The 26378-nt window shown below is 69.6% G+C and carries 24 protein-coding genes; 6 read left to right on the top strand and 18 right to left on the bottom strand.

The window, feature by feature from the left end; translation table 11 throughout:
* Positions 1-15: 15 nt before the first annotated feature.
* From AC3A6Y_RS31075 to AC3A6Y_RS31060, 4 genes are all read right to left on the bottom strand, one after another.
* Complete coding sequence (locus AC3A6Y_RS31075) at positions 16-267, bottom strand: hypothetical protein (RefSeq protein ID WP_487872067.1); 252 nt, start codon at positions 265-267, stop codon at positions 16-18.
* 106 nt (positions 268-373) lie between these two features.
* Positions 374-763, bottom strand: a complete 390-nt coding sequence (locus AC3A6Y_RS31070; protein ID WP_487872066.1) for a hypothetical protein — start codon at positions 761-763, stop codon at positions 374-376.
* A 171-nt stretch (positions 764-934) separates the two neighbouring features.
* On the bottom strand, positions 935-3502 hold the full coding sequence (gene cphA, locus AC3A6Y_RS31065) for a cyanophycin synthetase (protein WP_487872065.1): 2568 nt from the start codon (positions 3500-3502) through the stop codon (positions 935-937).
* A gap of 46 nt (positions 3503-3548) precedes the next feature.
* Positions 3549-5789 carry a cyanophycin synthetase gene (locus tag AC3A6Y_RS31060; RefSeq protein ID WP_487872064.1) on the bottom strand — a complete coding sequence of 747 codons (2241 nt, stop codon included), beginning with the start codon at positions 5787-5789 and terminating at the stop codon, positions 3549-3551.
* 127 nt (positions 5790-5916) lie between these two features.
* Between AC3A6Y_RS31060 and AC3A6Y_RS31055 the strand changes: the two genes are divergently transcribed.
* From AC3A6Y_RS31055 to queC, 4 genes are all read left to right on the top strand, one after another.
* Entirely contained in the window at positions 5917-8187 is a 2271-nt protein-coding gene (locus tag AC3A6Y_RS31055) for a cyanophycin metabolism-associated ABC transporter (protein WP_487872063.1), read from the top strand.
* Complete coding sequence (locus tag AC3A6Y_RS31050) at positions 8187-8654, top strand: cyanophycin metabolism-associated DUF1854 family protein (protein WP_487872062.1); 468 nt, start codon at positions 8187-8189, stop codon at positions 8652-8654. Before AC3A6Y_RS31055 ends, AC3A6Y_RS31050 begins: the two co-directional genes overlap by 1 nt.
* Positions 8655-8879: 225 nt before the next feature.
* Entirely contained in the window at positions 8880-9050 is a 171-nt protein-coding gene (locus tag AC3A6Y_RS31045; protein ID WP_487872061.1) for a PIN domain-containing protein, read from the top strand.
* A 25-nt stretch (positions 9051-9075) separates the two neighbouring features.
* Complete coding sequence (queC, locus tag AC3A6Y_RS31040) at positions 9076-9777, top strand: 7-cyano-7-deazaguanine synthase QueC (protein WP_487872060.1); 702 nt, start codon at positions 9076-9078, stop codon at positions 9775-9777.
* Here the strand turns inward: queC and AC3A6Y_RS31035 are convergent.
* The 3 genes from AC3A6Y_RS31035 to gspF all read right to left on the bottom strand — a co-directional run bounded on the left by AC3A6Y_RS31035 (position 9756) and on the right by gspF (position 13766).
* Positions 9756-11513, bottom strand: coding sequence for an ABC transporter ATP-binding protein/permease (locus AC3A6Y_RS31035; protein ID WP_487872059.1), 1758 nt, complete (start codon positions 11511-11513; stop codon positions 9756-9758). The genes queC and AC3A6Y_RS31035 overlap by 22 nt on opposite strands.
* Before the next feature lie 106 nt (positions 11514-11619).
* Positions 11620-12519, bottom strand: coding sequence for a 5'-nucleotidase (locus AC3A6Y_RS31030; protein ID WP_487872058.1), 900 nt, complete (start codon positions 12517-12519; stop codon positions 11620-11622).
* Between the two features lie 14 nt (positions 12520-12533).
* A complete protein-coding gene (gene gspF, locus AC3A6Y_RS31025; protein WP_487840796.1) occupies positions 12534-13766 on the bottom strand; it encodes a type II secretion system inner membrane protein GspF in 1233 nt (410 codons plus the stop codon).
* 95 nt (positions 13767-13861) lie between these two features.
* Here gspF and AC3A6Y_RS31020 point away from each other — a divergent pair, with 95 nt between their 5' ends.
* Entirely contained in the window at positions 13862-14434 is a 573-nt protein-coding gene (locus AC3A6Y_RS31020; protein WP_487872057.1) for a hypothetical protein, read from the top strand.
* A gap of 16 nt (positions 14435-14450) precedes the next feature.
* Here AC3A6Y_RS31020 and gspE read toward each other — a convergent pair whose 3' ends face one another.
* The 10 genes from gspE to gspG form a co-directional block, all read right to left on the bottom strand.
* Entirely contained in the window at positions 14451-15872 is a 1422-nt protein-coding gene (gspE, locus tag AC3A6Y_RS31015) for a type II secretion system ATPase GspE (protein ID WP_487872056.1), read from the bottom strand.
* A gap of 10 nt (positions 15873-15882) precedes the next feature.
* Complete coding sequence (gene gspD / locus AC3A6Y_RS31010; RefSeq protein WP_487872055.1) at positions 15883-18198, bottom strand: type II secretion system secretin GspD; 2316 nt, start codon at positions 18196-18198, stop codon at positions 15883-15885.
* A gap of 2 nt (positions 18199-18200) precedes the next feature.
* The gene (gspN, locus tag AC3A6Y_RS31005; RefSeq protein WP_487872054.1) at positions 18201-19001 is read right to left on the bottom strand and encodes a type II secretion system protein N; all 801 of its coding nucleotides are present in this window, start codon (positions 18999-19001) and stop codon (positions 18201-18203) included.
* A 10-nt stretch (positions 19002-19011) separates the two neighbouring features.
* Complete coding sequence (locus AC3A6Y_RS31000) at positions 19012-19581, bottom strand: type II secretion system protein M (RefSeq protein ID WP_487872053.1); 570 nt, start codon at positions 19579-19581, stop codon at positions 19012-19014.
* Positions 19578-20786 (bottom strand): type II secretion system protein GspL, encoded by a 1209-nt coding sequence (gene gspL, locus AC3A6Y_RS30995; RefSeq protein ID WP_487872052.1) that lies wholly within the window; start codon positions 20784-20786, stop codon positions 19578-19580. The genes AC3A6Y_RS31000 and gspL overlap by 4 nt, the downstream gene beginning before the upstream one ends.
* A 129-nt stretch (positions 20787-20915) precedes the next feature.
* Positions 20916-22064 carry a type II secretion system minor pseudopilin GspK gene (gspK, locus tag AC3A6Y_RS30990; protein WP_487872051.1) on the bottom strand — a complete coding sequence of 383 codons (1149 nt, stop codon included), beginning with the start codon at positions 22062-22064 and terminating at the stop codon, positions 20916-20918.
* Complete coding sequence (locus AC3A6Y_RS30985; RefSeq protein WP_487872050.1) at positions 22061-22729, bottom strand: PulJ/GspJ family protein; 669 nt, start codon at positions 22727-22729, stop codon at positions 22061-22063. Before AC3A6Y_RS30985 ends, gspK begins: the two co-directional genes overlap by 4 nt.
* Positions 22729-23094: a type II secretion system minor pseudopilin GspI gene (gene gspI / locus AC3A6Y_RS30980; RefSeq protein ID WP_487872049.1), complete on the bottom strand. Its 366-nt coding sequence runs from the start codon at positions 23092-23094 to the stop codon at positions 22729-22731. Before gspI ends, AC3A6Y_RS30985 begins: the two co-directional genes overlap by 1 nt.
* Positions 23095-23152: 58 nt before the next feature.
* The gene (locus AC3A6Y_RS30975) at positions 23153-23659 is read right to left on the bottom strand and encodes a prepilin-type N-terminal cleavage/methylation domain-containing protein (protein WP_487872048.1); all 507 of its coding nucleotides are present in this window, start codon (positions 23657-23659) and stop codon (positions 23153-23155) included.
* Positions 23634-24074: a type II secretion system major pseudopilin GspG gene (gene gspG, locus AC3A6Y_RS30970; protein WP_487872047.1), complete on the bottom strand. Its 441-nt coding sequence runs from the start codon at positions 24072-24074 to the stop codon at positions 23634-23636. Before gspG ends, AC3A6Y_RS30975 begins: the two co-directional genes overlap by 26 nt.
* 65 nt (positions 24075-24139) lie before the next feature.
* Here gspG and AC3A6Y_RS30965 point away from each other — a divergent pair, with 65 nt between their 5' ends.
* Positions 24140-24682 carry a type II secretion system protein N gene (locus AC3A6Y_RS30965; protein ID WP_487872046.1) on the top strand — a complete coding sequence of 181 codons (543 nt, stop codon included), beginning with the start codon at positions 24140-24142 and terminating at the stop codon, positions 24680-24682.
* Positions 24683-24687: 5 nt separating this feature from the next.
* Here AC3A6Y_RS30965 and ilvA read toward each other — a convergent pair whose 3' ends face one another.
* Positions 24688-26241, bottom strand: coding sequence for a threonine ammonia-lyase, biosynthetic (gene ilvA, locus AC3A6Y_RS30960; protein WP_487872045.1), 1554 nt, complete (start codon positions 26239-26241; stop codon positions 24688-24690).
* Positions 26242-26378: the final 137 nt, after the last annotated feature.

The raw sequence follows: 26378 nt of genomic DNA, 5'->3' as shown, positions 1-26378 counted from the left end.
GGATGCGACGGGCGTTCAGCCCGGCAGCTCGCTGACCTGCAGCGACAAGTCGAACAGCTTGGACTTGCTTGCGTAGTAGCGGTCGAGACGCCATTCCTTCAGGATGTCCATCGCCAGCTGAAAGCTCTTGTAGTCGAGTGAATAGAGCGTGACCAGTTCGAAGCTCCTCTCGGACTCGAGGGCGAGGACCAGGCGGGCGAGGATCTGGGCCGATTCATTGGCCGGGTCCGTCTCGATGAATCGGCGGGCGACCTTGATGGCGTTCATGGGCTGGGTTCCTCCTAATGGACCCGGAACTATAGCCATCCCTACTTACCCTTTTGTGACAGTCGTGTGACAGCGTAGGTCTTTGGTTTTCGCTTGATGTGTTGGGTCACTGGACCTGCGCCGGCACGGGTATCGGCGTCACGGTCTCGCGGATCAGGCCGCCGCCCAGCACGCTGCCCTCGACCGAGGTCATGCCGGTGCCGCGCATCCGGGCCTCGCAGGCAGCGCGTTCGGTGGGTGGCTGCAGCGAGCAGCGGGCGAGCGCGTTCTGTTCGTAGGTGGTCGGCGCCGCGCTGGTCAGGCCGCCGCGGTTGGCTTCGTAGCGCGCGGCGCCGGCTTCGCGCAGGCAGGCGTTGCGGTCCTGCAGGCCGCTGTCGCAGGCGGCGCGTTCGCGCAGGTAGGTGGGATCTGTTCCTTGGGCGCTGGTCAAGGCCGGTGCCGCGAGGCCGCCGGCAGCAAGCACGAGCGCGAGGGTCGAACGAATGGTCCTGTTCATGAAGGCACTCCTTTCGGGGCGGCGCAGCGTGCGCCGCACGGTGGGGCAGTGTCTGCCGCCCCCAAGGCCCGAGGCTGTGGGACAGTGCGGCCCGCCGCCCGGCACCGGGGCCGCAGCTTCATGTCGGACAGGTCTGGCAGGGCGGGGCCGGAGCGAGCCGGCCTGCGCCCTTCAGCCTTCGGCGATGCGCTTGGCCAGGTGAGCGAGCGCTTCCTCGACCTGGTCGACCAGGATCAGCGACAGGTCGCCCGGCTGCAGCCGCGCGAGCGCGGTGTCGATGGCGATGAACTCGCCGCGGATCTCGTCGATGCCGCGGGTGCGGGTCGCGCCTTCGAGGCCCTGGCGCAGCAGGGCCATGACCTCGCCGTCGGCACGGCCGCGCTGGGCGGCATCCTGGTAGAGGATCACGTCGTCGAAAGCCTGGCCCAGGATGGCGGTCTGGTCGCGGATGTCGCAGTCGCGGCGGTCGCCGGCCCCGCTGATCACGACCGAGCGCTTCTTCGCGGGCATGGTGTCGACCGCGGCCACCAGGGCGCGCATGGCGTCGGTGTTGTGGCCGTAGTCGGCGATCACGGTGGCGCCTCGGTAGTCCATCACGTTGAAGCGGCCCGGCACGCCGGCCGCGTCGTTCTTGAAGCTGGCGAGGCCGCGGCGGATGCTGTCCCAATCCAGGCCCACGGCCCAGGCGGCGGCCACGGCGGCCATCACGTTGTCGACCTGGAAGCCGATGGTGCCGTTGCGCGTGATCTGCACGTCGCGCAGCGCGATGCGCTCGCGCCACGAGCCCTCGGCCGCGACCAGCGTGTCCTGGTCGACGTAGACGGTGCGCTTGCCCTGTGCGCGGTGGGTGGCCATCACCGGGTGTTGCCGGTCCTGGGCGAAGAAGATCACGCTGCCGGGGCAACTGGTGGCCATGGCCGCGACGTTGGGGTCGGCGGCATTGAGGACCGCATGGCCGTCCGGCGCCACGTTGCGCACGATCACGCGCTTGAGCACGGCGAGGTCTTCCACCGTCGTGATGTAGTTGAGGCCCAGGTGGTCGCCGCTGCCGATGTTGGTGACCACCGCCACCTGGCAGCGGTCGAAGCCCAGGCCCTCGCGCAGCACGCCGCCGCGCGCCACCTCGAACACGGCGGCATCGACGTCGGGATGCAGCAGCACGTTGCGCGCGCTCTTGGGCCCGCTGCAGTCGCCGCTGTCGGTCTGGCGGCCATCGACGTACACGCCGTCGGTGTTGGTCATGCCGGTGCGCAGGCCGCTGCCGGCGAGCAAATGGTTGATCAGCCGCGCGGTGGTGGTCTTGCCGTTGGTGCCGGTCACCGCCACCAACGGGATGCGGCCGTCGTCGCCGGGCGCGAAGAGGGTGTCCATCACCGCCTCGCCGACCGCGCGGCCGCGGCCGAAGGAAGGCGAGATGTGCATGCGCAGGCCCGGCGCGGCGTTGACCTCGACCACGCCGCCGTGCTGCTCCTCCAGCGGGCGCAGCACGTTCTCGCAGACCATGTCGACGCCGCAGATGTGCAGGCCGACCATCTGGGCCGCGTCGACGGCGCGCGCCGCCACCTCGGGGTGTACGGTGTCGGTCACGTCGGTGGCGGTGCCGCCGGTCGAGAGGTTGGCGTTGTTGCGCAGCACCACGCGCTGGCCCAGCGCGGGCACGCTGTCGGGCGCGAGGCCCTGTGCCTCGAGGCGGCCGATGGCGATGTCGTCCAGCCGGATCTTGGTCAGCGAGGTCGCATGGCCTTCGCCGCGGCGCGGGTCCTGGTTGACCAGGTCGACCAGCTGGCGCACGGTCTGCTTGCCGTCGCCGATGACCTGCGGCGGATCGCGGCGCGCGGCCGCGACCAGCCGGTCGCCCACCACCAGCAGGCGGAAGTCGAAGCCCGGCAGGAATTTCTCGACCATCACCTCGCCGTAGGCCGCGGCCGAATCGTAGGCGGCGCTCAGCTGCTCGCGCGTGCCGATGTTGACGGTGACGCCCTTGCCTTGGTTGCCGTCCTGCGGCTTCACCACCACCGGCAGGCCGATTTCCTGCGCCGCGGCCCAGCCGTCGTCCACGCTCGTGACGGGGCGGCCCAGCGGCACCGGCACGCCGGCCGCGTTGAGCAGCTGCTTGGTGAGCTCCTTGTCCTGCGCGATCGACTCGGCGACGCCGCTGGTGCTGTCGACTTCCGCGGCCTGGATGCGGCGCTGCTTCGAGCCCCAGCCGAACTGCACCAGGCTGCCGCTGGTGAGGCGGCGGTACGGGATGCCGCGCGCCACGGCGGCATCGACGATCGAGCCGGTGCTCGGGCCGAGGCGCTCGGATTCGTCGAGATCGCGCAGCTCGGTGATGGCCGCGGTTGCGTCGAAGCCCTTGCCGTTCTGCGCGGCGGCGATGAGCTCTTCGGCCAGCTCCAGCGCACGCCGGCCGACGGCTTCCTCGCTGTACTGGAAGGCCACCTGGTAGACGCCTTCCTCGACGGTGCGCGCCGTATGGCCGAAGTTCACCGCGCAGCCGGCCTGGGCCTGCAGCGCAACGGCGGCGTTCTCCAGCACATGGGCCAGCGCCAGTGGCAGGCCGAGCACGATCGGGTGCAGCTCGCCGATGGTGGGGAAGAGGGCGCGCAGGCGGCTTTCGAAACCGGGCAGCCGCCCGACGGCGTTCTCGTCGCCTTTGCAGGTGACGATGGCCTCGATGCAGGTGTGGCGGCTCCAGAGATTGGGCCCGCGCAGCGCGCGAATGCGTTTGACGTCCATGGCGTTGAGGCAGAGGGGGCGATACGGGATGACCGGGCGTTGCCGGTCAAGCCAGTTGTTGTTCGGGCGAAAGAAGGGTTTGGGACAGCTGCAGCGAGGCGAGCGCGGCCTGAAGGTCGGCTTCGAAGGCTTCGACGCCGGCGCCGATCAGGCTCAGCGGAATGCCCATCGCCCAGGCGGCGGCGACCGCGGCCAGCAGGCTCTCGAGGCCCACGCCCGCGTGGGTGGCGCGCCAGATGGTCAGGCGGCCCAGGCCGGGCAGGAAGGATTCGCTGCTGCCGTTGGCCAGCACCACGCGGTCCTGCCGCACGAGGACGGCCTTGCCGCCCGCCTGCTGGTGCTTGGACAAGGCCTCGGCCTGCGGGTCGGCCGAATAGAGGATCACATCGCCGTCGCACAGCGGCGCCAGGCCGGCGACGCGCGGATCGGCGGCGTTGAGCACGGCCGTGCCCTCGGGCAGCACCACGTCGACCTGGGTGCGCAGCACCTTGACCATCTGGTCGCTCTCGGTGATGTCGAACTCGGCCAGGTGCTCGGCGCCTTCGAGATCGGTCACGATGCCGACCTCGCAGCGGTCGTAGGCCAGGCCGTCGCGCAGGATGGTTTCGGCGCCGTTCTCGATCACCACGGCCTGCACGGCGCGGTTCATCAGCAGGCGGCGGCCGGCGTCCCAGTTGGCGCTGTCGCGCGCATCGACGCGGCGGCGCTCGAGGAACAGGCCGTCGCGGCAGGCCAGGCCGGTGTGGCGGCCGCCCAGACCGATGAGCCAGGCGACCAGGCGCGCCAGCACGGCGGTGCCGCGCGAGCCCGACACGCCCACCACGGGGATGCGGCCGGGGGCGTCGTCGGGGAACAGGTGGTCGCAGATGGCGCGGCCGACCGGGCGGGGCGAGCCCACGGCAGGCTTCAGGTGCATCAGCAGGCCGGGGCCGGCGTTCACCTCGACGATGGCGCCGCCCTGCGCCGCCAGCGGGCGGGCGATGTCCTGTGCCACCAGGTCGACGCCGGCGATGTCCAGGCCGACCACGCGCGCGGCCAGCACGGCGGCATGCGCAACCTCGGGGTGGACCTGGTCGGTGCAGTCGATGGCCATGTTGCCGTTCCGCTGGATGGTGATGACGCGGCCGGCCTCGGGCACGGCCGCGGCGTCCAGGCCCTGGCGCTTGAGCTCGAGCTGCAGCTTGGCATCGGTCGTGATGTCGAGGAAGTCGAGCGGAAATTCTTCCTCGACGCCGCGCCGCGGGTCGCTGTTGAGCTGGCTGTCGATCAGCTGGGCGACGCTGGCCTGGCCGTCGGCGGTCACGGTGATGATCTCGCCGCGGGCGGCGGCGACCACCTGGCCGCCGACCACCAGCAGGCGGTGCTCGTGCCCGCGGATGAAGCGCTCGACCATCACGTCGCTGCCCTCGGGCTCGGCGACCGCGAAGGCGGCTTCGACTTCCTCGCGGGTGTTCAGCTCGAGCGAGACGCCGCGGCCGTGGTTGGCGTCGGAAGGCTTGACCACCACCGGCAGGCCGATGTCCTCGGCGGCTTCCCAGGCCTCCTGGGCGTTGGCGACCACCTGGCCTTCGGGCACCGGCACGCCGCAGCCGGACAGCAGGGTCTTCGTGAGCTCCTTGTCGCTGGCGATGGATTCGCCGATGGCGCTGGTGTAGTCGGTCTCGGCGGTCCAGATGCGCTGCTGGCTGGCGCCGTAGCCCAGTTGCACCAGGTTGCCGCTGTTCAGGCGCATGTGAGGAATGCCGCGGTCGGTGGCGGCGCCGACGATGCAGGCGGTGCTCGGGCCGAGGTAGCAGTCCTCGACCTTGGCCTTGACCGCATCGACCGCGCGCTGCACGTCGGCGGCGTCGAAGGGCGCGTCGTTGATGGTCGCCATCAGCAGGCGATGGCCCTCGGCCAGCGCGACCCGGGCCACCTGCTCGTCGCGCGCCCGGAACACCATTCGGTAGACCCCGTGCTGCGAGGTGCTGCGGGTCTGGCCGAAGCCGGTGGGCATGCCGGCCAGGTTGAGCAGTTCGATCACCACATGCTCGAGCACATGGCCGGCCCAGGTGCCTTCGTTCAGGCGCTGGATGAAGCCGCCGCGCTCGCCGACGCCGCAGTGGTGCTCGATCAGGGCCGGCAGCAGCGTGGTCAGCCGCTCGGTGAAGCCGGAGATCGTGTTGGAAGGGAAATCCTCCAGGGCGCCGAGGTCGAGCCAGACTTCGAGTACGGGCCGGTAGGTCCAGAGGTTCGGGCCGCGCAGATAGTTGATGCGCAGGAGGCGGATGTCGTCGAAACGGGTCATGCAAACGTTCGTTGTGCTTTGGCCGAGCACTGCGGCGCCTTCAAGGGCGCCCATGGCCATCGGTCAAAATCGGCGCCCGGCAAGCGCCACGAGGCAGCCCGCAACGGGCCAGAGACACAGAAACACAATGCAACATCACGATCCAGTCGAGGCCCCGGGGGGCGAGGAAGAGGAGGCTTCGGTTGCCCTGAAAAGCCGGCTCGGAACTGCCGAGAACGTGCTGGCGACGGTCCCGGTTGACCTCGATGGAGAACTTCGGTTTAGCACCGGCCTGCTTGCGCTGACCGATCGGCGCCTGCTCGCCAGGGACGCCGAGGGGAGATGGGCCGAATGGCCGCTGGCCCATCCGGGACTCGACCTGCACCTGGCCGACCACGCCGGCGTCGGCACCCTGGACCTGCAGGACGACCGCGGCCGGCTCGCGCGCTGGCGCTACACCCTTTCGCACCAGGCCGCGGTGCTGCGGCTGCAAAAGCTCTTCGGCCAACGGGCCGCCGGTGTCGCGGCCGCGACAGACGCCGACGCCGATGACGGCCCCCCGGCCGAACCCGAGCTGCAGACCCCGCCCTCGACCTGGGTGCTGCTGCGCCTGGGCCGCTTCGCCCGCCCCTACCGCAAGCAGCTGATCGCCGGCTTCCTGCTGACCCTGGCCTCGACCGCGGCCACGCTGGTGCCGCCCTACCTGACGATCCCGCTGATGGACGACATCCTGATCCCGTTCCAGAACGGGCAGCAGATCGCGGTCGAGAAGGTGGCGCTCTTTCTGGGCCTGCTGCTGCTCGCGGCGCTCGCGGGCTGGGCGCTGGGCTGGGCCCGCACCTACCTGCTGGCGCTGGTTTCGGAGCGCATCGGCGCCGACCTTCGCACCACCACCTACGAGCACCTGCTGACCTTGCCGCTCGACTACTTCGGCGGCAAGCGCACCGGCGACCTGATGGCCCGCATCGGCTCGGAGACCGACCGCATCAACGTGTTCCTGTCGCTGCACGCCCTGGACTTCCTGACCGACGTGCTGATGATCGCGATGACGGCCGTCATCCTGGTCTCCATCAACCCGCTGCTGGCGGTGGTCACGCTGGTGCCGCTGCCCTTCATCGCCTGGATGATCCACGTCGTGCGCGACCGGCTGCGCACCGGCTTCGAGAAGATCGACCGCGTCTGGAGCGAGGTGACCAACGTGCTGGCGGACACCATCCCCGGCATCCGCGTGGTCAAGGCCTTCGCGCAGGAGAAGCGCGAGGCCGGCCGCTTCCATGCTGCCAACCTATACAACCTGCAGGTCAACGACAAGCTCAACAAGACCTGGTCGCTGTTCACGCCCAGCGTGTCGCTCCTGACCGAGATCGGCCTGCTGGTGGTCTGGGCCTTCGGCATCTGGCAGGTGGCGCGCCACAACATCACGGTGGGCGTGCTGACCGCCTTCATCGCCTACATCGGGCGCTTCTACACGCGGCTGGATTCGATGAGCCGCATCGTCTCGGTCACGCAGAAGGCGGCGGCCGGGGCCAAGCGCATCTTCGACATCCTCGACCACGTGAGCAACGTGCCCGAGCCGGCCGACCCGGTGAAGATCGAGCGCGTGCGCGGCCGCATCCAGATGCGCGACGTGGGTTTCCGCTATGGCAGCCGCGCCGTGATTCGCGACCTGGACCTCGTGATCGAGCCGGGCGAGATGATCGGCCTGGTGGGCCACAGCGGCTCGGGCAAGAGCACGCTGGTCAACCTGATCTGCCGCTTCTACGACGTGACCGACGGCGCCATCCTGGTCGACGGCACCGACATCCGGCGCTTTGCGGTGGCGGACTACCGGCGCCATGTGGGGCTGGTGCTGCAGGAACCTTTTCTCTTCTTCGGCACCATCGCCCAGAACATCGCCTACGGAAAGCCCCAGGCGACGCGCGAGGAGATCGTGGCTGCGGCACGTGCCGCCCACGCGCACGACTTCATCCTGCGCCTGCCGCATGGCTACGACTCGCTGGTGGGCGAGCGCGGGCAAGGGCTCTCGGGCGGCGAGCGCCAGCGCATCAGCATCGCGCGGGCGCTGCTGATCGACCCGCGCATCCTGATCCTGGACGAGGCAACTTCCGCCGTGGACACCGAGACCGAAAAGGAAATCCAGAAGGCGCTGGACAACCTGGTGAAGGGCCGCACCACCATCGCCATCGCGCACCGGCTCTCGACCTTGCGCAAGGCCGACCGGCTGGTGGTGATGGACCGCGGCGAAGTCGTCGAGGTCGGGCCGCACGATGCGCTGATGGAGAAGCAGGGCGCCTACTGGCGGCTCTACCAGGCGCAGTTGCGCCAGGCCGACGACGAGAGCCCCGGCGCCGTGGACGAGCGGGCCGGTGCCGCGCTGGCGTTCGCCGGGCATGCGGCGCATCCCGCGGGAGAGGCATGATGAGCGCCAGTTTCAAGCTGGAACGCGATGCCTTCGGTCACCTGGTCCTGATCGAGGCCGAAGGCGTCCGACACGTCGGCGTGGTGCCGGTGCGTGCCTTCCCGCTCAGTGCCCCCGACGAAGGCTTGTCGCTGGTCGGCAGCGAAGGCCGCGAGCTGCTGTGGATCGACCGCGTGGCCGACCTGCCCGAGCCGACGCGCGCGCTGCTTGCCGAAGAGCTGGCCGCGCGCGACTTCGCGCCCACGCTCCTGAGGCTGCACAAGGTCTCCAGCTTCGGCGTGCCCAGCACCTGGACCGTGAGCACCGACCGGGGCGATACCCGGTTCGTGCTGAAGGCCGAGGAGGACATCCGCCGGCTCGAAGGCGGCGCGCTGCTGATCGCGAGCGCGCATGGCGTGCAGTTCCGCATTCCGGATGCGAAGGTGCTGGACCGGTCCTCGCGCAAGCTGCTGGAACGGTTCCTGTAGCCTCACGGAATCCACGTCCGGTGGATGCATCAACGGCGATAAACTGCATCAAATCACAGAAGCGGCATCAAATATGCGAACCACCATCACTTTGGAGGACGACGCTTTTGCCGCGGCGCAGGCTTATGCACAGGCACGTGCGTTGAAACTCGGACAAGCCATTTCGGAGTTGATCCGGCGAGGCAGCGGCGAGCGCCTGCCGGTACGGATTTCGGAATCGAGGCGGTGCTGGGCTTATGCACCGGGGGGCTGCGCGGTCACCGCCAGATCACCGATGCCTGGTTGCTGACGCTGGCGATGCGCAACCAATCCAAGCTTGTGAGCTTCGACGGAGGCATTGCACAGGTGCTGGCGACCGTTCAAGAGCGCGAGCGCTATTTGCACCTGCCCGCCTAGCCAAGCCCGGCACGCCGCTCACACCATGCACACCACCGCACTCGTCCTCTTCTCCGGCGGCCAGGACTCCACCACCTGCCTGGCCGACGCGCTCGACAAGTACGAGCGCGTCGAGACCGTCGGCTTCGACTACGGCCAGCGGCACATCGTCGAGCTCGAAGCGCGGCGCACCGTGCTGGCGAATCTGCGCGAGCGCTTCCCGCACTGGGCGCAGCGGCTGGGCGAGGACCACCTGATCAACGTCGACGTGCTCGGCCGGATCAGCGACTCTTCCCTGACGCAGGACATCGCCTTCGAGATGCAGGCCAACGGCCTGCCCAACACCTTCGTGCCCGGGCGCAACCTGCTCTTCCTGACGCTGGCCGGCGCGCTGGCCTACCGGCGCGGGCTGGCGGTGATCGTCACCGGCGTCTGCGAGACCGACTTCTCGGGCTATCCCGACTGCCGCGACGACACCATGAAGGCGATGCAGCTCGCGCTCTCGCTGGGCATGGACCGGCGCTTCGTGATCGAGACGCCGCTGATGTGGATCGACAAGGCGGCGACCTGGGCCATGGCGCACCGGCTGGGCGGGCAGCCGCTCGTCGACCTGATCATCGAGGACACCCACACCTGTTATCTGGGCGACCGCGGCCAGCGCCACGCCTGGGGCTACGGCTGCGGCACCTGCCCGGCCTGCGCGCTGCGCGCCGGCGGCTGGGAACGCTACGCGGCTTCGAGCCGGTAGCGCGCGCCCGCGCCTTCGGGCTGCGGCACCAGGGTCCAGCGCTTGTCATGGAACGCGGCGGCCGAGGCGCGGTGGGCGATCGACACCATCGCCCCGCCGGCCGCACGCACGCCCTCGGCCAGGCGCTTGTAGAGCGTCTCCTCGGCCTGGGCATCGAGCGCGCTGGTCGCCTCGTCGGCGAACAGCCAGGCCGGCTTCTTCAGCAGCACGCGCGCGATCGCCAGCCGCTGCTGCTCGCCGCCGGAGAGTTTCTGGCTCCATGAATCGGCGTCGTCCAGACGGTGGGCGAGCCCGGGAAGCAGGGCGTCCTGCAGCGCCTGTTTCAGCTGCGCGTCGGTGTAGTCGCTCGCGGGCTGCGGATAGGCCAGTGCGTCGCGCAGCTTGCCGTCGGGCACATAGGGCCGCTGCGGAATGAACATCGCGTTCTCGGGCATCGAGACCTTGCCGCGCGCGAACGGCCAGATGCCGGCGAAGGAACGGAACAGCGTCGACTTGCCGCTGCCCGAGGGACCTTGCAGCAGAACGTGGTCGCCCGGGTTGACGCTCAGCGCGGTCTTCGCGAGGAGCGGGGTGCCGTTGGGCAGCGCGATGTCGAGGTCGTGGGTCTGGAGCGAGCTTGCGCTGTCGTGCACGAGCGCGCCATCGGGCGTTGCATGGGCACGCATGGCATCGTCGAAGGTGGTGAGGCGGTCGGCGGTGGCGCGCCAGACGGCAACGCGGTCGTAGTTGTCGATGAACCAGCTCAGCTGCGTCTGCACCTTGTCGAAGGCCGTCACGATCTGCATCAGCTGCCCCAGCGGGAAGGCGCCGCCGAAGAAGCGGGGCGCGGCAATGATGAAGGGGAACACGGCAGCCGCCTGGCCGAAGGAGAGCGTGAAGGACACGAGGTTCTTCTGCTGCTTGATCAGCGTCAGGTAGTTCCGCAGCACGGCGCCGAAGCGCTGCTCCAGCTGGGCGTGCTCGACGCGCTCGCCGCGGTCCAGCGCGATCGCCTCGCTGTACTCGCGCACCCGCACGAGGTGGTGGCGGAAGTCGGCCTCGAAGCGCTGCTGCCTGAAGTTGGTGCCGATCAGCGGCCGGCCGATGTAGTGGGTGATGACCGTGCCGACAACGCAGTAAGCCAGCGCCAGCCAAACCATCGAGCCGGCGACCTGGTAGGTGTCGCCGCCGAGCTGGAAGTCGACGACGCCGCTCAGGCCCCACAGGATGCCGATGAAGCTCACCAGCGTGACCACGGCGTTGAGCAGCCCCATCGACAACGTGACCGTGTAGTCGGTGAACATCTGCAGGTCTTCCTGGATGCGCTGGTCGGGGTTGTCGGGCGAGTGGTTGTTGTCACCGGCATAGCGCGCGAGTTCGAGCCGGTAGAAGGTGCGATCGGCGATCCAGCGGGTGAGATAGCTGCGCGTCATCCACGCGCGCCAGCGGATCTGCAGCAATTGCGTCAGATAGAACTTCAGGATGCCGATGGTGATGGCGCCGAAGGCGATCCAGCAGAAAAAGCCCAGCTCGCGCCAGAACACCGCCTGGTCGCGGTTCTCGAGCGCGTTGTAGAAGCGGCCGAACCACTGGTTGTTGAGCACCGCCATGTAGACCGTGCCGAGGTTGAGCGCAATGATCACGAGAAGCAGGCCGCGTGCCTTCCATCGGTCCTCGGAGCGGAAGTACGGCGCGGCAAGCGCCCCGATGCGGCGCAGCGTGGCGAGCATGCTCGCGGAATGGGCGGGATCGTTCATGGACGTGGGGCCTGGATGGGAGCTGGAAGCAGCGCCTTCCATTCCATCGTAGCGCCGGCGCCGGCCGCTTTCTTAGGCGGGTCTGAAACGCCGCTCGTTGCGAAGTTCAGCGCAGATTGCTGATCCCGCTGGCCACATGTCCCGCCGGCACATGCCGCGCGGCTGAATCGACATGGCCGGTCTGATCGTCGAAGAAAAAGTCGGGCTCGAACTCGCGCAGGAATTCGCCCTTGGGCAGTCCTGCGAGGAACATGGCTTCGTCGACGCGAATGTTCCAGTCCATCAGCGTCTGGATCGCGCGCCGATGGGCGGGTGCGCCGCGCGCCGTCACCAGCGCGGTGCGCACGCGCATGCCGGTGCTCGAAGCCTGCTGGAGCCGGTGCAAGGCCACGAGGAAGGGCTTGAAAGGGCCGGCCCCGAGCGGCACGGCGGCCTTGCTGGTCTCGTGCGCCTGGAAGGCGTCCAGGCCTTCCATCTGGAACACCTTCTCCGCCTCGTCGGAGAACAGGACCGCATCGCCGTCGAAGGCGATCCGGACCTCGTCGGGGTGAAGCGCGCTGGCCAGCGCCCCGTCGACCCGCACGTGCGCGGCGGGAAAGCCGGCGGCCAGCGCCTCGCGCACGTCGGATGCGTTGGCCGACAGGAAGATGTCGGCGTTGAGCGGCCGAAGGTAGCGGTAGGGAGGTCGCCCTTGCGTGAAGACGCCGCGCTGCACCCGCAGTTCCGCCGCCGCGCCCGAGTTGAAGATGCGCATGCCGGACACCGGGTCGTTGCGCGAGAGGATCACGACCTCGACGCGCTGGACGCCGTCGTCGTTGAAGCGCAGCAGCTTGCGGATCATCGAGTAGGCGATGCCGGGCGCGGCCGGCACGTCGAGGCGCTCGAGCTGCAGGCGCATGTAGGCGTCGGGGTCGCCGGCATCGAACAGGCGGTTTTCTTCTTCCAGGTTGAACAGGGCGCGGGACGAGATCGCGACCACCAGCTTGTCGTCCAGGGAGACCGGCATGGTTGAGGATTCGATTACTTGACGAACTGGTTCAGCTGGATGATCGGCATCAGCACCGCCAGCACGATCAGCATGACCACCGCGCCCATGGCGACGATCAGCAGGGGCTCGAGGATGGTGGCCAGGTGCATCGCCCGGCGCTGCACCTCGGCGCCCAGCTGGGTGGCGGCGCGCTGCAGCATCAGGGGCAGCGTGCCGGTCTGCTCGCCCAGGCGCGCGAACATCGAGACGATGCCCGGGAATCGCTTCTTCTGCGCCAGCGCCGAGGCCAGCGGGGCGCCCTCGCGCACCAGCACCAGCGCATCGAGCGCATCGGCGCGCATCGCGCGGTTGCCCAGCGTCTCGGAGGCAGCCTGCAAGGCGCGCAGGATCGGCACGCCGGCCGTGGCCAGCATGGCCAGCGTGCTGGCGAAGCGCGCCGCGTTGTAGCCGCGCGAGAGGCGGCCCACCAGCGGCAGCTCGAGCCAGGTGGCATCGAAGCGCTCGCGGAAGGCGGCGCGCGCCAGCGCCATGCGCATGCCGATCGCTGCCAGCACGACGACGCCCAGCATCAGCCAGCCGTAGTTGCGGACGAAGTCGCTCATCTTCAGCATGATCACCGTCAGGATCGGCAGCGCGCGCTTGGTGCCGGCGAAGACGTTGGCCACCTGCGGCACGACATAGCTCACCAGGAAGACCACGATCACGATCGCGACCAGGGTGACGATCGCCGGATAAAGGGCCGCGCCGACCAGCTTTTGCTGCAGGGCCTGGCGCTGCTCCAGGTCGTCGGCCAGGCGCTCGAGCACCAGGCCGAGGTTGCCGCTCTGCTCGCCGGCGCCGATCACCGCGGTGTAGATGGGCGAGAACTCGCGCGGATGCTGCGACAGCGCGCGGCCGAAGGGCGAGCCCGCGTTGACGTCGGCCCGGAGCGAGGCGACCAGATTGCGCTGCTCCTCGGTCTCTGCTTCGTCGGTCAGCGCGGTGAGCGCGCGTTCCAGCGGCAGCCCCGAGGAGACCAGCCCCGCGAGCTGCCGGGTCCAGACCGCCAGGGTGGTGGAGTTGAAGATGCGCCTGCCACCCAGCAAGCGGCGCCAGCCACCCGAGGCGGGTGCGCCGCCTTCGGCGCTGCCGACCACCGTCACCGACAACGGGATCAGGGCCTGCGCCCGCAGCAGGCCGCGCGCGCTGCGCGCGGTGTCGGCTTCGAGCACGCCCTTGCGGGGCTGCCCCTGTTGGTCTATGGCTTCGAACGAATAGGCGGGCATGGGGACTGGCGGCAAAATGCGCGAGTCCGCATTGTCGACGTTTGGCGCCGCCTTTTCGTCACGCGGCCTTCACAACAGCAAACCGAGGAGTCCCCATGCCGCTTCGTCCTTCCGCTCTTGCCGTCGCCGCGCTGCTGGGCGCGATGTCGCTGCCCGCCGCTGCCCAGCCTGCCTACGATGGCTTCCTCTGCTGCAACATGCGCACCGACGGCAGCTGGATCAGCGACAGCAACTACGCAGAGAGCGGCAAGCGGATCATCCCGGTCGGCACGCCGACGCGCGTGACGGGCTATGGCCGGCAGCGCGTCAACGTGCTGATCGACGGCAAGAAGCAGGACATCGGCAACGACTACAGCCGCGACCTGGACCTGGGCGCCTTTGCCAGGCGCTACGTGGTGACGGAGGATCCGTCGGCGCGCATCGCGGGCTTCCCGCCCAAGATCCGCGAGGCGATCAAGTCGGCGCGCGTGACCAAGGGCATGACGCGAGAGCAGGTCGCCATGGCTGTGGGCTACCCCATCAGCAGCGAGAACCCGAACCTCGACGCGCCGATCTGGCGCATGTGGCTGGGCAGCTTCAGCGAGTTTCAGGTGCTGTTCGACAACGCCGGCCGCGTGCGGGCCGTGGAGACCGATCCGCAGACGCGCAATCTGGTCGTGCTGGACTGAGTGCGGGGATGCGGGTTCAGTCCCGCGTCACGCGCAGCAGCTCGGCCCGCGAGGTCATCCCGGACTTGACCAGCCGCTCCCCATCTTCGCGCATGGAGCGCAGGCCGCCGCGCTCGGCCGCCACGAAGAGCTGGCTTTCGGGCGCGCGGTTATGCACCAGCGAGCGAATCGTGTCGTCGGCCACCAGCAGCTCGAAGATGCCGGTGCGGCCCTGGTAGCCGGTCTGGCCGCAGGCCTCGCAGCCCACCGGCGCGGCCTCGTCGCCGGCCGCGGTCGGCACGGCGCACACCGGGCAGAGGCGGCGCACCAGGCGCTGCGCCAGCACGCCCAGCAGCGACGAGCTCAGCAGGAAAGGCTCCACCCCCATGTCGGTCAGCCGCGTCACGGCGCTGACCGAATCGTTGGTATGCAGCGTGGCCAGCACCAGGTGCCCGGTGAGCGAAGCCTGGATCGCGATCTGCGCGGTCTCGAAATCGCGGATTTCGCCGATCATGATCACGTCCGGGTCCTGCCGCAGGATGGCGCGCAGGGCCTTGGCGAAGGTGAGGTCGATCTTGGCGTTGACCTGGGTCTGGCCGACGCCGGGCAGTTCGTACTCGATCGGGTCCTCGACCGTCATGATGTTGCTGTGGGCGCTGTCCAGGCGGCCCAGCGCGGCATAGAGGGTGGTGGTCTTGCCGGAACCGGTCGGGCCGGTGACCAGAATGATGCCGTGCGGCTGGTTGATCAGGTGCAGGAAGCGCGCCAGCGTGTCGCCCTGCATGCCGACCGATTCCAGCGTGAGCTTGCTCTCGGACTTGTCCAGGAGGCGAAGCACGGCGCGCTCGCCATGCGCCGAGGGCAGGGTCGAGACCCGCACGTCGACCGCGCGCGTGCCGATGCGAAGGCTGATGCGCCCGTCCTGCGGCAGCCGCTTCTCGGCGATGTCGAGGTCGGCCATGATCTTCAGGCGCGAGATCAGCGCCGCATGCAAGGCCCGGTTGGGCTGCACCACCTCGCGCAGGGTGCCGTCGATCCGGAAGCGCACCGATGACGTGCGCTCGTAGGGCTCGATGTGGATGTCGCTGGCACCGTCGCGCGCTGCCTGCGTGAGCAGCGCGTTGAGCATGCGGATGATGGGCGCGTCGCCGGCGCTTTCCAGCAGGTCTTCCACCGCCGGCAGCTCCTGCATCATGCGCGACAGGTCGGCGTCGCTCTGCACCTCGCTCACCACCGCGGCGGCGTTCGATTCGCCCTTTGCATAGGCGGCCGAGATGCGCTGGGCCAGTTCGACGGGGGTCAGCGGCTCGAAGGCCTTGACCGGGTACTTGCGCACCACTTCGCTGAGCGCGCTCTTGGGCGGCGTCTGCGGCATCCAGAGGGTGAGGGCGCCGTCGTCCGCTTCTTCCAGCAGCAGCTGCTGGCCGCGCGCGAAGGCATAGGGCAGGGGATAGCGCATGGCTCGGACCTCAGGGAAGTTCGCGCTGCGTGGAGGGGTCGGCGGTAGGCGGCAGCGCGCCCCTGAGCGGACCGCCCGGCAGCGGCACGTGCTGCGGCGGCAGCGGCGGCGGGATCAGCTGGGTGCCCTCCACGCGGCGCGTGGGGTCGCCCTGCCTGACGGCCGGCAGCGGCGGAAGGATTGCCGAATCGCGCACCGAGTTGAGCATCGGGTTGTCGGTCGCCGGCTGCTGCGTGGTCTGCTGCAGCGCGCGCAGGGCGTCGTAGCGGTCGGCGGTGATGGCGTCGCCGGAGAGCTGGTCGCGCACGACCGAGGGACGCAGGAACACCATCAGGTTGGTCTTCCTGCGGCTGCGCACCTCGCTCTTGAACAGGTTGCCGAGCACCGGCACGTCGCCCAGGCCGGGAATCTTCTCCTGGGAGTTCGAGTACTCGTCGGACAGGAGGCCGCCCAGCACGATGATGTTGCCGTCGTCGACCAGCACGTTCGACTCGATCGAGCGCTTGGTCGTGGTCGGGCCGTTTATGTTGTTCACGGTGGAGGCGACCACGCTGGAGACCTCCTGGAAGATCTGCATCTTCACCGTGCCGGTCTCGCTGATCTGCGGGCGCACGCGCAGCGTCAGGCCCACGTCCTTGCGCTCGATGGTCTGGAATGGGTTGACGGTGTTGGTGTTGCTGCCGGTGTTGGTGTACTGGCCGGTGACGAAGGGCACGTTCTGGCCGACCACGATCTTGGCTTCCTCGTTGTCCAGCGTCAGCAGGTTGGGCGTGGACAGCACGTTGCCTTCGCCGTTGCTGGCCAGGAAGCGGGCCAGGAAGCCCAGCACGTACTGGCCGTTGTCGCCGTAGCGGTGGCCGATGCCGAAGTTGAAGCCGCTGGAGGGCCGGGTGGCCGTGTTGCGGGTCGCCAGGCCGACCGCCAGGTCGATGATGTTGGCGCCGCCCAGGCTCGAGTTGGTGCCGATCACGCCGACGTTGCGGTCGCCGGTACTGCCGAGGCCGGCCTGCCACTGGATGCCGAACTCGGCCGCCTTGTCGGCGTTGACCTCGACGATCAGGCTTTCGATCAGCACTTGCGCGCGGCGGCTGTCGAGCCGGTCGATTACCGCACGCAGCTGCCGGTAGAGCGGCTCGGGGGCGCTGATGATCAGCGAGTTGGTCGCCGGATCGGCCTGGATCTGCCCGCCGGTGGAAGGCGGCGGGGTGGTGCTGACCGGCGTTGTGGCGCCGCTCAGCCCGCCTCCCGCGCTGGCCAGCTGGCTGAGCTGCTGCTGTTGTTGCTGCTGCTGTTGCTGCCCCCCGGCTGCGACGGGGGTGGCGCCGGCCGTGCCCTGGGCGCTCAGGGTGCCGGCCTGCGCACTTGCGAGGGCGGCGCGCAGCGTCGTGGCCATGCGCACCGCGTCGGCGTTCTTGAGGTAGACGACGTAGATGTTGCCGGCGGCGCCGTTGCCGGTGTCGACGGGCGGGCGGTCGAGGCGGGCGATCAGCGTGCGGATCAGCTGCGAGCGCGCCGGGTTGGCTGCCCGCAGGATGATCGCGTTGCTGCGCGGTTCGGCCAGCAGGGTGGTGCGGAAGGAGGCATCGGTGGTGCCCGGCGCGGCGGTGGGCTGGCCCGGTCCGGTGGTGGAGCCGCCCTCGGCCAGCCGCGTGAGCACCGGCACGAGGTCGGTCGCGACCGAATACTTGAGGGGAATGACCTCGACCTCGGAGGCATTGGGCACGTCCAGCGCCGCGATGATGCGCGCCAGCCGGCGCATGTTCTCGGCGTAGTCGGTGACGACCAGCGAGTTGTTGCCCGGATTCACGTTGATCGTGTTATTGGGCGCGATCAGGGGGCGCAGAACCGGCAGCAGGTTGTTGGCCGACTCGTAGTTGAGCCTGAAAACCTGGGTGACGATCTGGTTGCCCGAGAGGCTGGCGGTGGCGGACGTCGAGGTGGTCACCGCGTTGCTCTGCAGCTTGGCGTCTGCCTCGGGCACCACCTTGTAGAGCCCCTCGGATTGCACGATCGCGAAGCCCTGCAGGCGCAGTGCGGCAGCGAACTGGTTGAAGGCGGCGTTGGGGGAGATCGGCCGGTCGGTCTGGAGGTTGATCGTGCCCTTGACGCGCGGGTCCACCACCACGTCGCGGCCGGTCACCACGGCCATGGTGCGCGCAACCGATTCGATCTCGGCGTTGGTGAAGTTCAGCGTGATCGGCTCGCCGCGGCGCGGCGGTGGGGCGGCTTCCTGCGCGAAGGCGGCCGGCATGCAGGCGGCGGCCAGCAGATGCACCGCGAGGGCGACGGTGCAGAGGCGCATGGCGCTGTGGGATGGTGATTTCATGGTCAACCCAGAGTGATGATCGAGCGCGCGCCCTCGCGTCTCCCGATGATGTTCAACAAGTTCGACAGCGCGTCCTCGCGCCCCGGCGCGGCGCTGGCTTCGCCGTCGAAGCGCAGGGCGCGGCCGTTCCATCGGCCGCTGCCGTTGAGCTGCAGACTGCCCTCACGCGTGGTCAGCAGCAGGGTGGGCGAGGGCCCGCCTTCGAGGGTGATGCGGTAGCTGCCCATCGGCTTGAGCGTCGACAGGCTGGATGAGATGTCGGTGGCGTCGAGCGTGGCGCGGCCGGCCAGCCGCAGCTGCGGTCCGCTGAATTGCATGGCAAAGCCCTGCATCGATATGTCGAGCACGCCTTCGGGCTTGAGCGTGTTCCAGGGCGCGCCGAAGCCGCCGAGCAGGGCCGCCGGCCAGCGCGAGCGGCCGTCCTCCCAGGACAGCTGGAGGCCGCTCGGGCGCGGACGGGCCCTGAACTGCAGCGGCTTCGGGGCGCAGCAGGGGATATCGAGCGCCGCGGCGACGCCGTCCCAGCGCGGGCGCAGCGTCCAGGCCAGCGTGCCCGGCAGGGAGATCGATTCGACGCCGCCCGCGCCGCTGGCGAACACCACGCCCGCGGTGCCGTTCCAGACCGTCCCGCGCGCGTTGACCAGCTGCAGATGGCCGTCGCTCCAGCTCGCCAGGCCTGCGGCCAGCCAGCGCGCCGGCGCATAGAGCGCGAACGCCAGCAGCGCGCCCAGCAGCACGCCCAGCACGGCAAAGGCACGACCGGTGGCGGCACGGGGGGCGGAGGGGTCGCTTCGCGTGGCCATCAAGAATTGCTCAACGGGCCGGCAGGCCCATGACCAGCGTGCCGTCCCAGCGGACCGCGGGTCGCTCGCCGTTCCTGGCGCGCGCGGCGGCAGCGCCGCCTGCCCCCGGCGCGTCGGGTGCGCCTTGCGCGGTGCGCGCGAGGTGCGCCTCGCGCGGCACGGCGCGCGCGTTGCTGCGGGCCTGCGCCAGCCATTGGGCCAGGGTGTCGGCCGGTACCGTGCGCACGGCGACCGTGACGCCCTCGCCCGACGCAGCGGGTTGCAATTGCGCGTTCGGCCCCAGGCTCTGGCGCACCGAGCTTTCGAGTGCGCGCACGGCGTCGTCGCGGCTGGCGCGCGGCTGGGCCTGCAGCGCCTTGGCCTGCGTCTGCAAGGTGGTCATCTGCTGCAGCTGGGCGTCGAGCTTGGCATGCTCCGCCGGTGCCGCGGACAGCGTGCGCAGGGCCGGGGCCAGCCCCACCCACCACAGCAGCGCCAGCAGCACCAGCGCGGCTGCCGCGCCAATGAGGCGCTGTTCGCGCTGCTCCAGCTCGGGCCACCAGGCCTGCCAGCGCGCTTCGAGCGTTTCGATCCAGTTCATCGCGGTGCCTCCGCCTGGACCAGCAGCAGGTCGCCCTCGCTGCGGGCGCTGTAGCCGCGAGCCGAGAGGGTGGCCGCGACGTTGCCGGCCTCCGAAGGCTGAAGGCCCAGCCCGCGCAGCCGCAGCTGGCCGGCGGTGTAGTCGATGGCGCTGGGGACCCGGCCCGGCGGCAGGCTGGTGGCGACGGCACCGAGCATGGGCTCGAGGTCGATCGCGGACACGCCGCCCGTGGCCTGCTGCAGCGTCGCCACCTCGCGCACCATCTGGGCCGGTGCATCGACCACCAGCTGCACCGAGGGGAAGGTCTGCTTCAGGATGCTGTTCACCGCGGCCCGCTTGCCGTCGAGCGCACTGCGCTCCTTCCAGGCCCAGGCGTTGAGGCCGATGAGCTGCGTGAGCACCAGCACCAGCGCGCCCCAGCGCGCAAGCCGCCATTCGGGGCCGTGCCATGCCGCGCGCCAGATCGCTGCCAGCTTCTTGCTGGCGCGGGCGCGGCCCGTGGAGGCGAGATCGAACTGGGCGAGGTCCCAGGGCGAGCGGCTGGCCTGCAGCCAACGCGAAGCCGGCTTGACGATCGGCACGCGGCGCCCGAGCAGGCTTTCCGCGAGCTCGGCCACGGCCGGCTCTGCCAGCATGGCCGTGCCCTCGGGCACCGTGCCCACCAGCGCGGCACCGGCGGCATCGAGCGGCAGGGGAGTGACGCCTTCGGTGTCGCAGACCACCAGCTGGGCGGTACCGGGCTCGCCGATGGCGAAGATCATCGGCGGCGCGCCCGCCGGCTGCGGCGTGAATTCCGGAACGATGCGGGTGACGCGGCGTCCCGCGCCTTCGAGCGCCTGCACCACGCCGCGCAACCAGAGGCGGTTGCAGGCGGCCACCCAGACGGGAACGCCCGCGCGGGCGTCGGGCTCCAGCGCGAAGTGCAATTGCTCGGGGTCGTCGAGCAGCCGGTCTTCGAGCAGGCCGTTGAGCACCGAGCGCAGGCGCACGTTGCCGCTCATGCTGCCTTGCGGCAGCGTGAGCTGGTGCCAGGACAGCGCGGCCGCCGGCACGCCAAGGGTCAGCTCGTCGCCGCTCGGCAGCAGGGCCGGCGGCGCGCTGCCCTGGGAGCGCAGCTTGCGGCCGTCGCTGGACCACAGCGCCCAGGCGTAGTCGCCGCCGGCAGGCGCAGGGGGAAGAGGGGCGGTGACGAGCAGCAGGGCCATGATCGATAGGGGGTCGCCATTGTAGGAGGATGGTTCACATCTCTCGCTACAAACTTGATAGCGTCTTCAGCACGCGGCGTGGGCGCTTCGACGCATTTAATCCGATAAGCGTGACCAAAGGTTTCCGCCTCAAGACTTCGGCGTCGTGGACGTGGCGCCGGCACCACGTTCGCGCCAGACGATTCGAAGTTCGAGGTTGTCGCGTTGCAGCAGCGAGTGCTCCTCGACCCAGGCATTGTCCAGCCTCAGCCTGCCTTGCACTTCGAAAAAGCGAGTCGCCACGGCGTGCTGGGTGCTGTTGAATTGACCGGAGCCTTGGGCGATGACCTTGTTGGCATCTTCCAGGGTGCGGAAGTAACGCGACGCGCGCTGCGCGACCACGCGCTTGGCCGTCGCCAGGTCGAGCGAGGGCACGCTGGCGGCCATCGCTTCGGCGCTGGCGGTGTTGATGTTGAGCGGCATGCGTTCGGGCAGGATGGTGACGTAGGGCTCCAGCGCGGCGACGGTGGAGGGCGACAGCCCCAGCCAAACCAGTTGGGCGGGGCGCTGCGGCAGCAGCGGGCCGGATGCGGAGCTGTCCGGGGTGGACTGTGTGCCGCCTCCTCCTAAAGTGCCTGTGCCTGTGCCTGTGCCGGTGGTGGTGCCGGTGGTGGTGCCGGTGCCGGTGGTGGTGCCAGTGGTGGTTCCAGAACCCGTGCCCGTGCCCGTGCCCGTGCCCGTGCCCGTGCCCGTGGCAGCAGCCGGGGGCAGGGCACGCCTGAGCTGGGCCGCGAGCACCGGCACCTCCTGCACGGGCAGCCCCAGCAACTCGAACAGCTTGGTGAAGGCGGCGATCTCGGCCGGCACCGGGACGCCGTTCGCCACCAGGTTCATCACGTTCAACTTGGATTGGGCGTCGACGATGCGCCCCTGCAGAAAAGCCTCGGGCAGCCCCTCGAGCGCATCGCTGGCGATGTTCTTGTCGGCCGCGAGAAAGCTCGACAGCTTGGCTTCTTCCAGCGGCACGGCCCAGGGCTCTGCCAGGTGGTCCGCGCCGCCGCCGGCGGCCGTCGTGGCGCGGGCATCCTCGCGCAGGATCAGGCGCGACCAATCCAGCGCGCCGACCAGCACCCAGGCCGATTGCACCCGACCCCGTTCGGCCGCCTCGATTTCGACCGCGCGCCATTGCTGCCAGAGGGCCGCCGCCGCGAAGGTGGCGACCAGCGTGACCGTGAGCATGGCCGTCAGCAACGCCGCGCCGCGGGACCGTCGTGATGCGATACGGGCAGGCTGCTTCATGAGGACTTGGCCGCCGAGGCGGTGGGGCGCACCCAGTCGCGCGTGAGCAGACCGGCGAGCGCCGGGCCGGGCGGCAGGCTCAGCACCAGGCGCACGCCATCGGGCAGGGGCGTGTTGGCGCCGAGTGCGGCGCCACCGACCGCCGGCCCCCACGCGTTGTTGCGAAAGTAGAAGAGCTGCCAGGCTTCCAGCGGCACCAGCCCGATTTCGGTGCCGCGCAGCTCGTTGGTGCTGCCGCCGGCGTCCTGGGCCCAGGCGGCGGCGCGATCCCAGGCCTGCTGCCATTCGGGGCGAGTCGTGAGGGCAGGTGATTGCCAGCGGTACCAGCGTCCCATGCCGGTCGCATCGGCCCGCAGGGTCCAGGCAACGACATAGACCGCAGGCAGGGCCGTGTCGGTGCTGCGCCGCGTGAGGCGCAGCACGCGGCCATCCCAGTCGATGGGGCGCGTCTGCGACAGGGTCACCGTGGCGTCGAGGTCGGCCGTCCATTGGGACAGGGTGGTCTGCAGAGTGAGCACGGCGTCGCTGCGCTCGCGGTTGATGGACTGGGCGCGCGCCATGCCCTCGAGGCCTTGCCAGCTGACCAGCGCAAGCAGCGCCATGACGGCGATCGCCACCAGCAGTTCGATCAGCGTGAAGCCGTGGGTGGCGCGGGTCCTTGCCATCAGAAGCGTCCCACGACGGTGGACAGGCGCAGCACCGGCGCCTCGAAAGCGTCTCGCACCTGCACGTCGACGCGGCGGAAGTTCGGGTTCAGCGTGGGCGTGGTCGAGACGGTGACGGCGAAGTTGGTGTTGGCCTGGGTGCAGACCAGTCCGGCATCGCCGATGGCGGGCATCTGGCGCGCGAGGCGGGCCTTGATCAGCTCGTTCTCGGCACAGAGTTGGGCCAGCAGCAGGTCGGACTGGCGCTGCCCATTGCGCGTGAGCGCGTTCGTGGCCTGGGTGCCCGCCGCCAGCGCGATGGCGATGATGCCGAGCGCGACCAGCACCTCGACCAGGGTGAAACCGCGGCTTGCGCTGCGCTTCATCGCAGAACCTCCGCGCTCTGCGCTGCGGCGCTGTTGGGCTGGGGCGCGGCCGCGCGTCTCATGGCGAAGCCACCGCAAAGGGTCGCAAGCCATCGGTCGCGATGCGCAGAGTGCGCGCAGGCGGGCCCTCCGCCGTGAGCAGTACCTGCTGCGCCGCAATGATCGGATCGGGGCCCAGCTGCAGCGCCGCCACCGGCGAGCCGTCCGCCATCAACGGCTGCGCCGTGATGCCGGCCGAGAGCCATTGGGTGGGCAGGGTGCCGGACGGCAGGCCGTCGAAGCTGAAGTTGGCCGCCTCTTGCGGCGTGACGCGCCAGCGCACCGCCATGCCGCTGGCGCGCGACTGGGCGCGCGCCGCTTCGAGCAGTGCCGAAAGACGCTCGGCTTCGCGGTCCAGGCTTTCCTGGCCGGTATCGCGCAGCGCGAGTCCGACGCCGGCAGTGGCGATCGCGATGATCGCGATCACCACCAGCAGCTCGATCAGGGTGAAGCCGCCGGCGCGACGGCGGCGGGCGCCCTGCCAGCAGTGAGCGACGCGCCTATTGCCAGCTGCCGATGTCGGCATTCTTGCCCTCGCCGCCGGGCTGGCTGTCGGCACCGAGCGAAAAGACGTCGATCTCGCCCTTCAGGCCGGGGTTCATGTATTGGTAGGGGCGGCCCCAGGGGTCGTTGGGCAGCTTTTCGACGTAGGGCTTCCAGTTGGGCGCGGCAGGGCCCGTCGTCGGGCGTGTGAGCAGTGCCTGCAGGCCCTGCTCGGCCGTCGGATAGCGCTGGTTGTCGAGGCGGTAGAGCTTGAGCGCCTGCATCAGGTTGTTGACGTCGGTGCGCGCAGCGGTCACGCGCGCGTCGTCGGCACGCTCGATCACGTTCGGCACGATCAGGGCTGCGAGCACGCCGATGATGACCAGCACGACCATCAATTCGATCAGCGTGAAGCCGCGCTGCACGGCGCGCGCGAGAGGGCGGTGAAGAGAGGGCATGAAGGTGGGAGGAGGGACTGGTAAGAATGCGCGTTGGCGCCTGTGCTGCATGATAATCCGGCCCCATGTCAGCTTCCTATGCCCCCGCCCGCTGGCCTTCGGCCACCGCGACGACTGCGCTTTGGGCGCTGGCCGCCGCAAGTGTCGTGTTCTGGGGGCTGCGGCTGATGTCGCCGTCGGATGCCGTCGCGCCGCCCGCGCTGAGCAGCAACGCCGCGGCGACCGTGGATCCGGTCGCGGTCGCGCAGATGCTGGGAGCGGTGCCGAGCCAGGCCGCTGTCGTGGCCACGCCTGACGCCGCCAGCCGCTTCCAGCTGCTGGGTGTGGTGGCCGACGCCGATCAACAGGGGGCCGCGCTGATCGTCGTGGACGGCAAGCCCCCGCGGCCCTTCCGCGTCGGCGCCAAGGTGGCCGATGGCTACGTGCTGCATTCGGTCAGCGCCCGTGCCGCCTCGCTGGGCGCGAGCGTCGATGCGGCGCCGGCCTTCACGCTGCAACTGCCGACTCGGCCGCTGGCCGTCAATGCACCCCCGCCGCCCGCCGCCGCCGACGCACCCCCACCCGTGGTTGCGCCGCCGTCATCTCCACGAGGCGGCGTCCGGCGCTAAGGCGTTCAGGCCTGCAGGAACAGCCGGTAGACGGGATTGGCGGTTTCCTCGACGAAGGGATAGGCAAGCGTCCGCAGGAATTCCTCGAAGGCCGCGTGATCGACTGCCGGAACCTGCAGTCCGACCAGGATGCGGCCGTAGTCGGCGCCCTGGTTGCGATAGTGGAAGAGGCTGATGTTCCAGGTCGGGCGCATCAGGCTCAGGAACTTGAGCAGCGCGCCGGGCCGCTCGGGAAACACGAAGCGCAGCAGTCGCTCGTCGTGCGCCAGGTTGCTCCGGCCGCCCACCAGGTGGCGGATGTGCTCCTTGGCGAGCTCGTTGTGCGTGAGGTCGATGCACCCGTAGCCGTGGGCGAGGAAGGTTTCCGTGATGGTCTGCGACTCGCCGCGCGTCTGGGTGGTCAGGCCCACGAACACATGCGCTTCCTTGGCGTCGCTGATTCGATAGTTGAACTCGGTCACGCTGCGCGAGGCGCCCGGCAATTGGCCGACCAGCTCGCAGAAGCGCCGGAAGCTGCCGCGCTCCTCGGGGATGGTGACCGCGAACAGCGCTTCGCGCTCCTCGCCCACTTCGGCGCGCTCGGCGACAAAACGCAGCCGGTCGAAGTTCATGTTCGCGCCGCAGAGGATGGCCGCGTAGGTCTGGCCCTTCGTGCCGTGCGCCTCGACGTATTGCTTGATTGCTGCCACTGCCAGCGCGCCGGCGGGCTCGACGATGCTGCGGGTGTCGATGAACACGTCCTTGATGCCGGCGCAGACGGCGTCGGTGTCGACGCTGATGAATTCGTCCACCAGTTCGCGCGAGATCCGGAAAGTCTCCTCGCCGACCAGCTTGACCGCCGTGCCGTCGGAGAACAGGCCGACGTCGGACAGCGTCACCCGTTCGCGCGCTGCGACGGAGCGCATCATCGCGTCGGAGTCGTTCATCTGCACGCCGATCACCTTGATCTCGGGCCGCACGGCCTTGATGTAGTTGGCAACGCCCGAGATCAGTCCGCCGCCGCCGATGGCGACGAAGACCGCATCGAGCGGGCCCTGGTGCTGGCGCAGGATCTCCATTGCGATCGTCCCCTGGCCGGCGATGACATCGGGGTCGTCGAAAGGGTGGACGAAGGTAAGGCCGTGCAGCTTCTGCTGTTCCAGCGCGTAGCCGTAGGCGTCGGAGTAGCTGTCGCCATGTAGCTGCACTTCGCCGCCGAGGCTGCGCACGGCGTCGATCTTGAGCTGCGGCGTGGTCACGGGCATCACCACCACGGCGCGCGTGCCGAGCTTGCGGGCGCTGAGCGCGACACCCTGGGCATGGTTGCCGGCCGATGCGCAGATCACGCCCTTGGAAAGCTGCTCCGGGCTCAGGTGCGCCATCTTGTTGTAGGCCCCGCGCAGCTTGAAGCTGAAGACCTCCTGCTGGTCCTCGCGCTTGAGCAGCACCGTATTGCCGAGCCGCGCGCTCAAGGCTTGCGCCGGCTCGAGCGCGGACTCCACCGCGACGTCATAGACACGGGCGGTGAGGATTTTCTTCAGGTAGTCGGCGGGCGAAAGCGGAACGGACGGTTTGGACATAGGGCCGCGATCATAGGCTTGCCATCCTCGCGCGGCCCGCAGGCGCGGGCAAGAAAAAAGCCCCGGGCCTTGCGGCTCGGGGCTAAATCCACCAATTGGGAGGGTGGAGGAGACAACCGGTGCACACGAATTCGTGT

The sequence above is a fragment of the Variovorax sp. Soil_C_17 genome (genome assembly GCF_057657265.1).
The sequence above is the reverse complement of the archived record's forward strand: the minus strand, read 5'-3'. Positions and strand labels throughout refer to the sequence as shown.

Coding starts and splice junctions, on each gene's coding strand:
- queC (WP_487872060.1), top strand. CDS start 9,076: ATGCACACCACCGCACTCGTCCTCTTCTCCGGCGGCCAGGACTCCACC.
- AC3A6Y_RS30965 (WP_487872046.1), top strand. CDS start 24,140: ATGTCAGCTTCCTATGCCCCCGCCCGCTGGCCTTCGGCCACCGCGACG.
- gspG (WP_487872047.1), bottom strand. CDS start 24,074: ATGCCCTCTCTTCACCGCCCTCTCGCGCGCGCCGTGCAGCGCGGCTTC.
- gspN (WP_487872054.1), bottom strand. CDS start 19,001: ATGGCCACGCGAAGCGACCCCTCCGCCCCCCGTGCCGCCACCGGTCGT.
- ilvA (WP_487872045.1), bottom strand. CDS start 26,241: ATGTCCAAACCGTCCGTTCCGCTTTCGCCCGCCGACTACCTGAAGAAA.
- AC3A6Y_RS31030 (WP_487872058.1), bottom strand. CDS start 12,519: ATGCCGGTCTCCCTGGACGACAAGCTGGTGGTCGCGATCTCGTCCCGC.
- AC3A6Y_RS31020 (WP_487872057.1), top strand. CDS start 13,862: ATGCCGCTTCGTCCTTCCGCTCTTGCCGTCGCCGCGCTGCTGGGCGCG.
- gspE (WP_487872056.1), bottom strand. CDS start 15,872: ATGCGCTATCCCCTGCCCTATGCCTTCGCGCGCGGCCAGCAGCTGCTG.
- AC3A6Y_RS31050 (WP_487872062.1), top strand. CDS start 8,187: ATGAGCGCCAGTTTCAAGCTGGAACGCGATGCCTTCGGTCACCTGGTC.
- gspK (WP_487872051.1), bottom strand. CDS start 22,064: ATGAAGCAGCCTGCCCGTATCGCATCACGACGGTCCCGCGGCGCGGCG.
- gspL (WP_487872052.1), bottom strand. CDS start 20,786: ATGGCCCTGCTGCTCGTCACCGCCCCTCTTCCCCCTGCGCCTGCCGGC.
- AC3A6Y_RS31070 (WP_487872066.1), bottom strand. CDS start 763: ATGAACAGGACCATTCGTTCGACCCTCGCGCTCGTGCTTGCTGCCGGC.
- gspD (WP_487872055.1), bottom strand. CDS start 18,198: ATGAAATCACCATCCCACAGCGCCATGCGCCTCTGCACCGTCGCCCTC.
- AC3A6Y_RS30975 (WP_487872048.1), bottom strand. CDS start 23,659: ATGCCGACATCGGCAGCTGGCAATAGGCGCGTCGCTCACTGCTGGCAG.
- AC3A6Y_RS31055 (WP_487872063.1), top strand. CDS start 5,917: ATGCAACATCACGATCCAGTCGAGGCCCCGGGGGGCGAGGAAGAGGAG.
- gspF (WP_487840796.1), bottom strand. CDS start 13,766: ATGCCCGCCTATTCGTTCGAAGCCATAGACCAACAGGGGCAGCCCCGC.
- AC3A6Y_RS31060 (WP_487872064.1), bottom strand. CDS start 5,789: ATGACCCGTTTCGACGACATCCGCCTCCTGCGCATCAACTATCTGCGC.
- AC3A6Y_RS31075 (WP_487872067.1), bottom strand. CDS start 267: ATGAACGCCATCAAGGTCGCCCGCCGATTCATCGAGACGGACCCGGCC.
- cphA (WP_487872065.1), bottom strand. CDS start 3,502: ATGGACGTCAAACGCATTCGCGCGCTGCGCGGGCCCAATCTCTGGAGC.
- gspI (WP_487872049.1), bottom strand. CDS start 23,094: ATGAAGCGCAGCGCAAGCCGCGGTTTCACCCTGGTCGAGGTGCTGGTC.
- AC3A6Y_RS31000 (WP_487872053.1), bottom strand. CDS start 19,581: ATGAACTGGATCGAAACGCTCGAAGCGCGCTGGCAGGCCTGGTGGCCC.
- AC3A6Y_RS31035 (WP_487872059.1), bottom strand. CDS start 11,513: ATGAACGATCCCGCCCATTCCGCGAGCATGCTCGCCACGCTGCGCCGC.
- AC3A6Y_RS30985 (WP_487872050.1), bottom strand. CDS start 22,729: ATGGCAAGGACCCGCGCCACCCACGGCTTCACGCTGATCGAACTGCTG.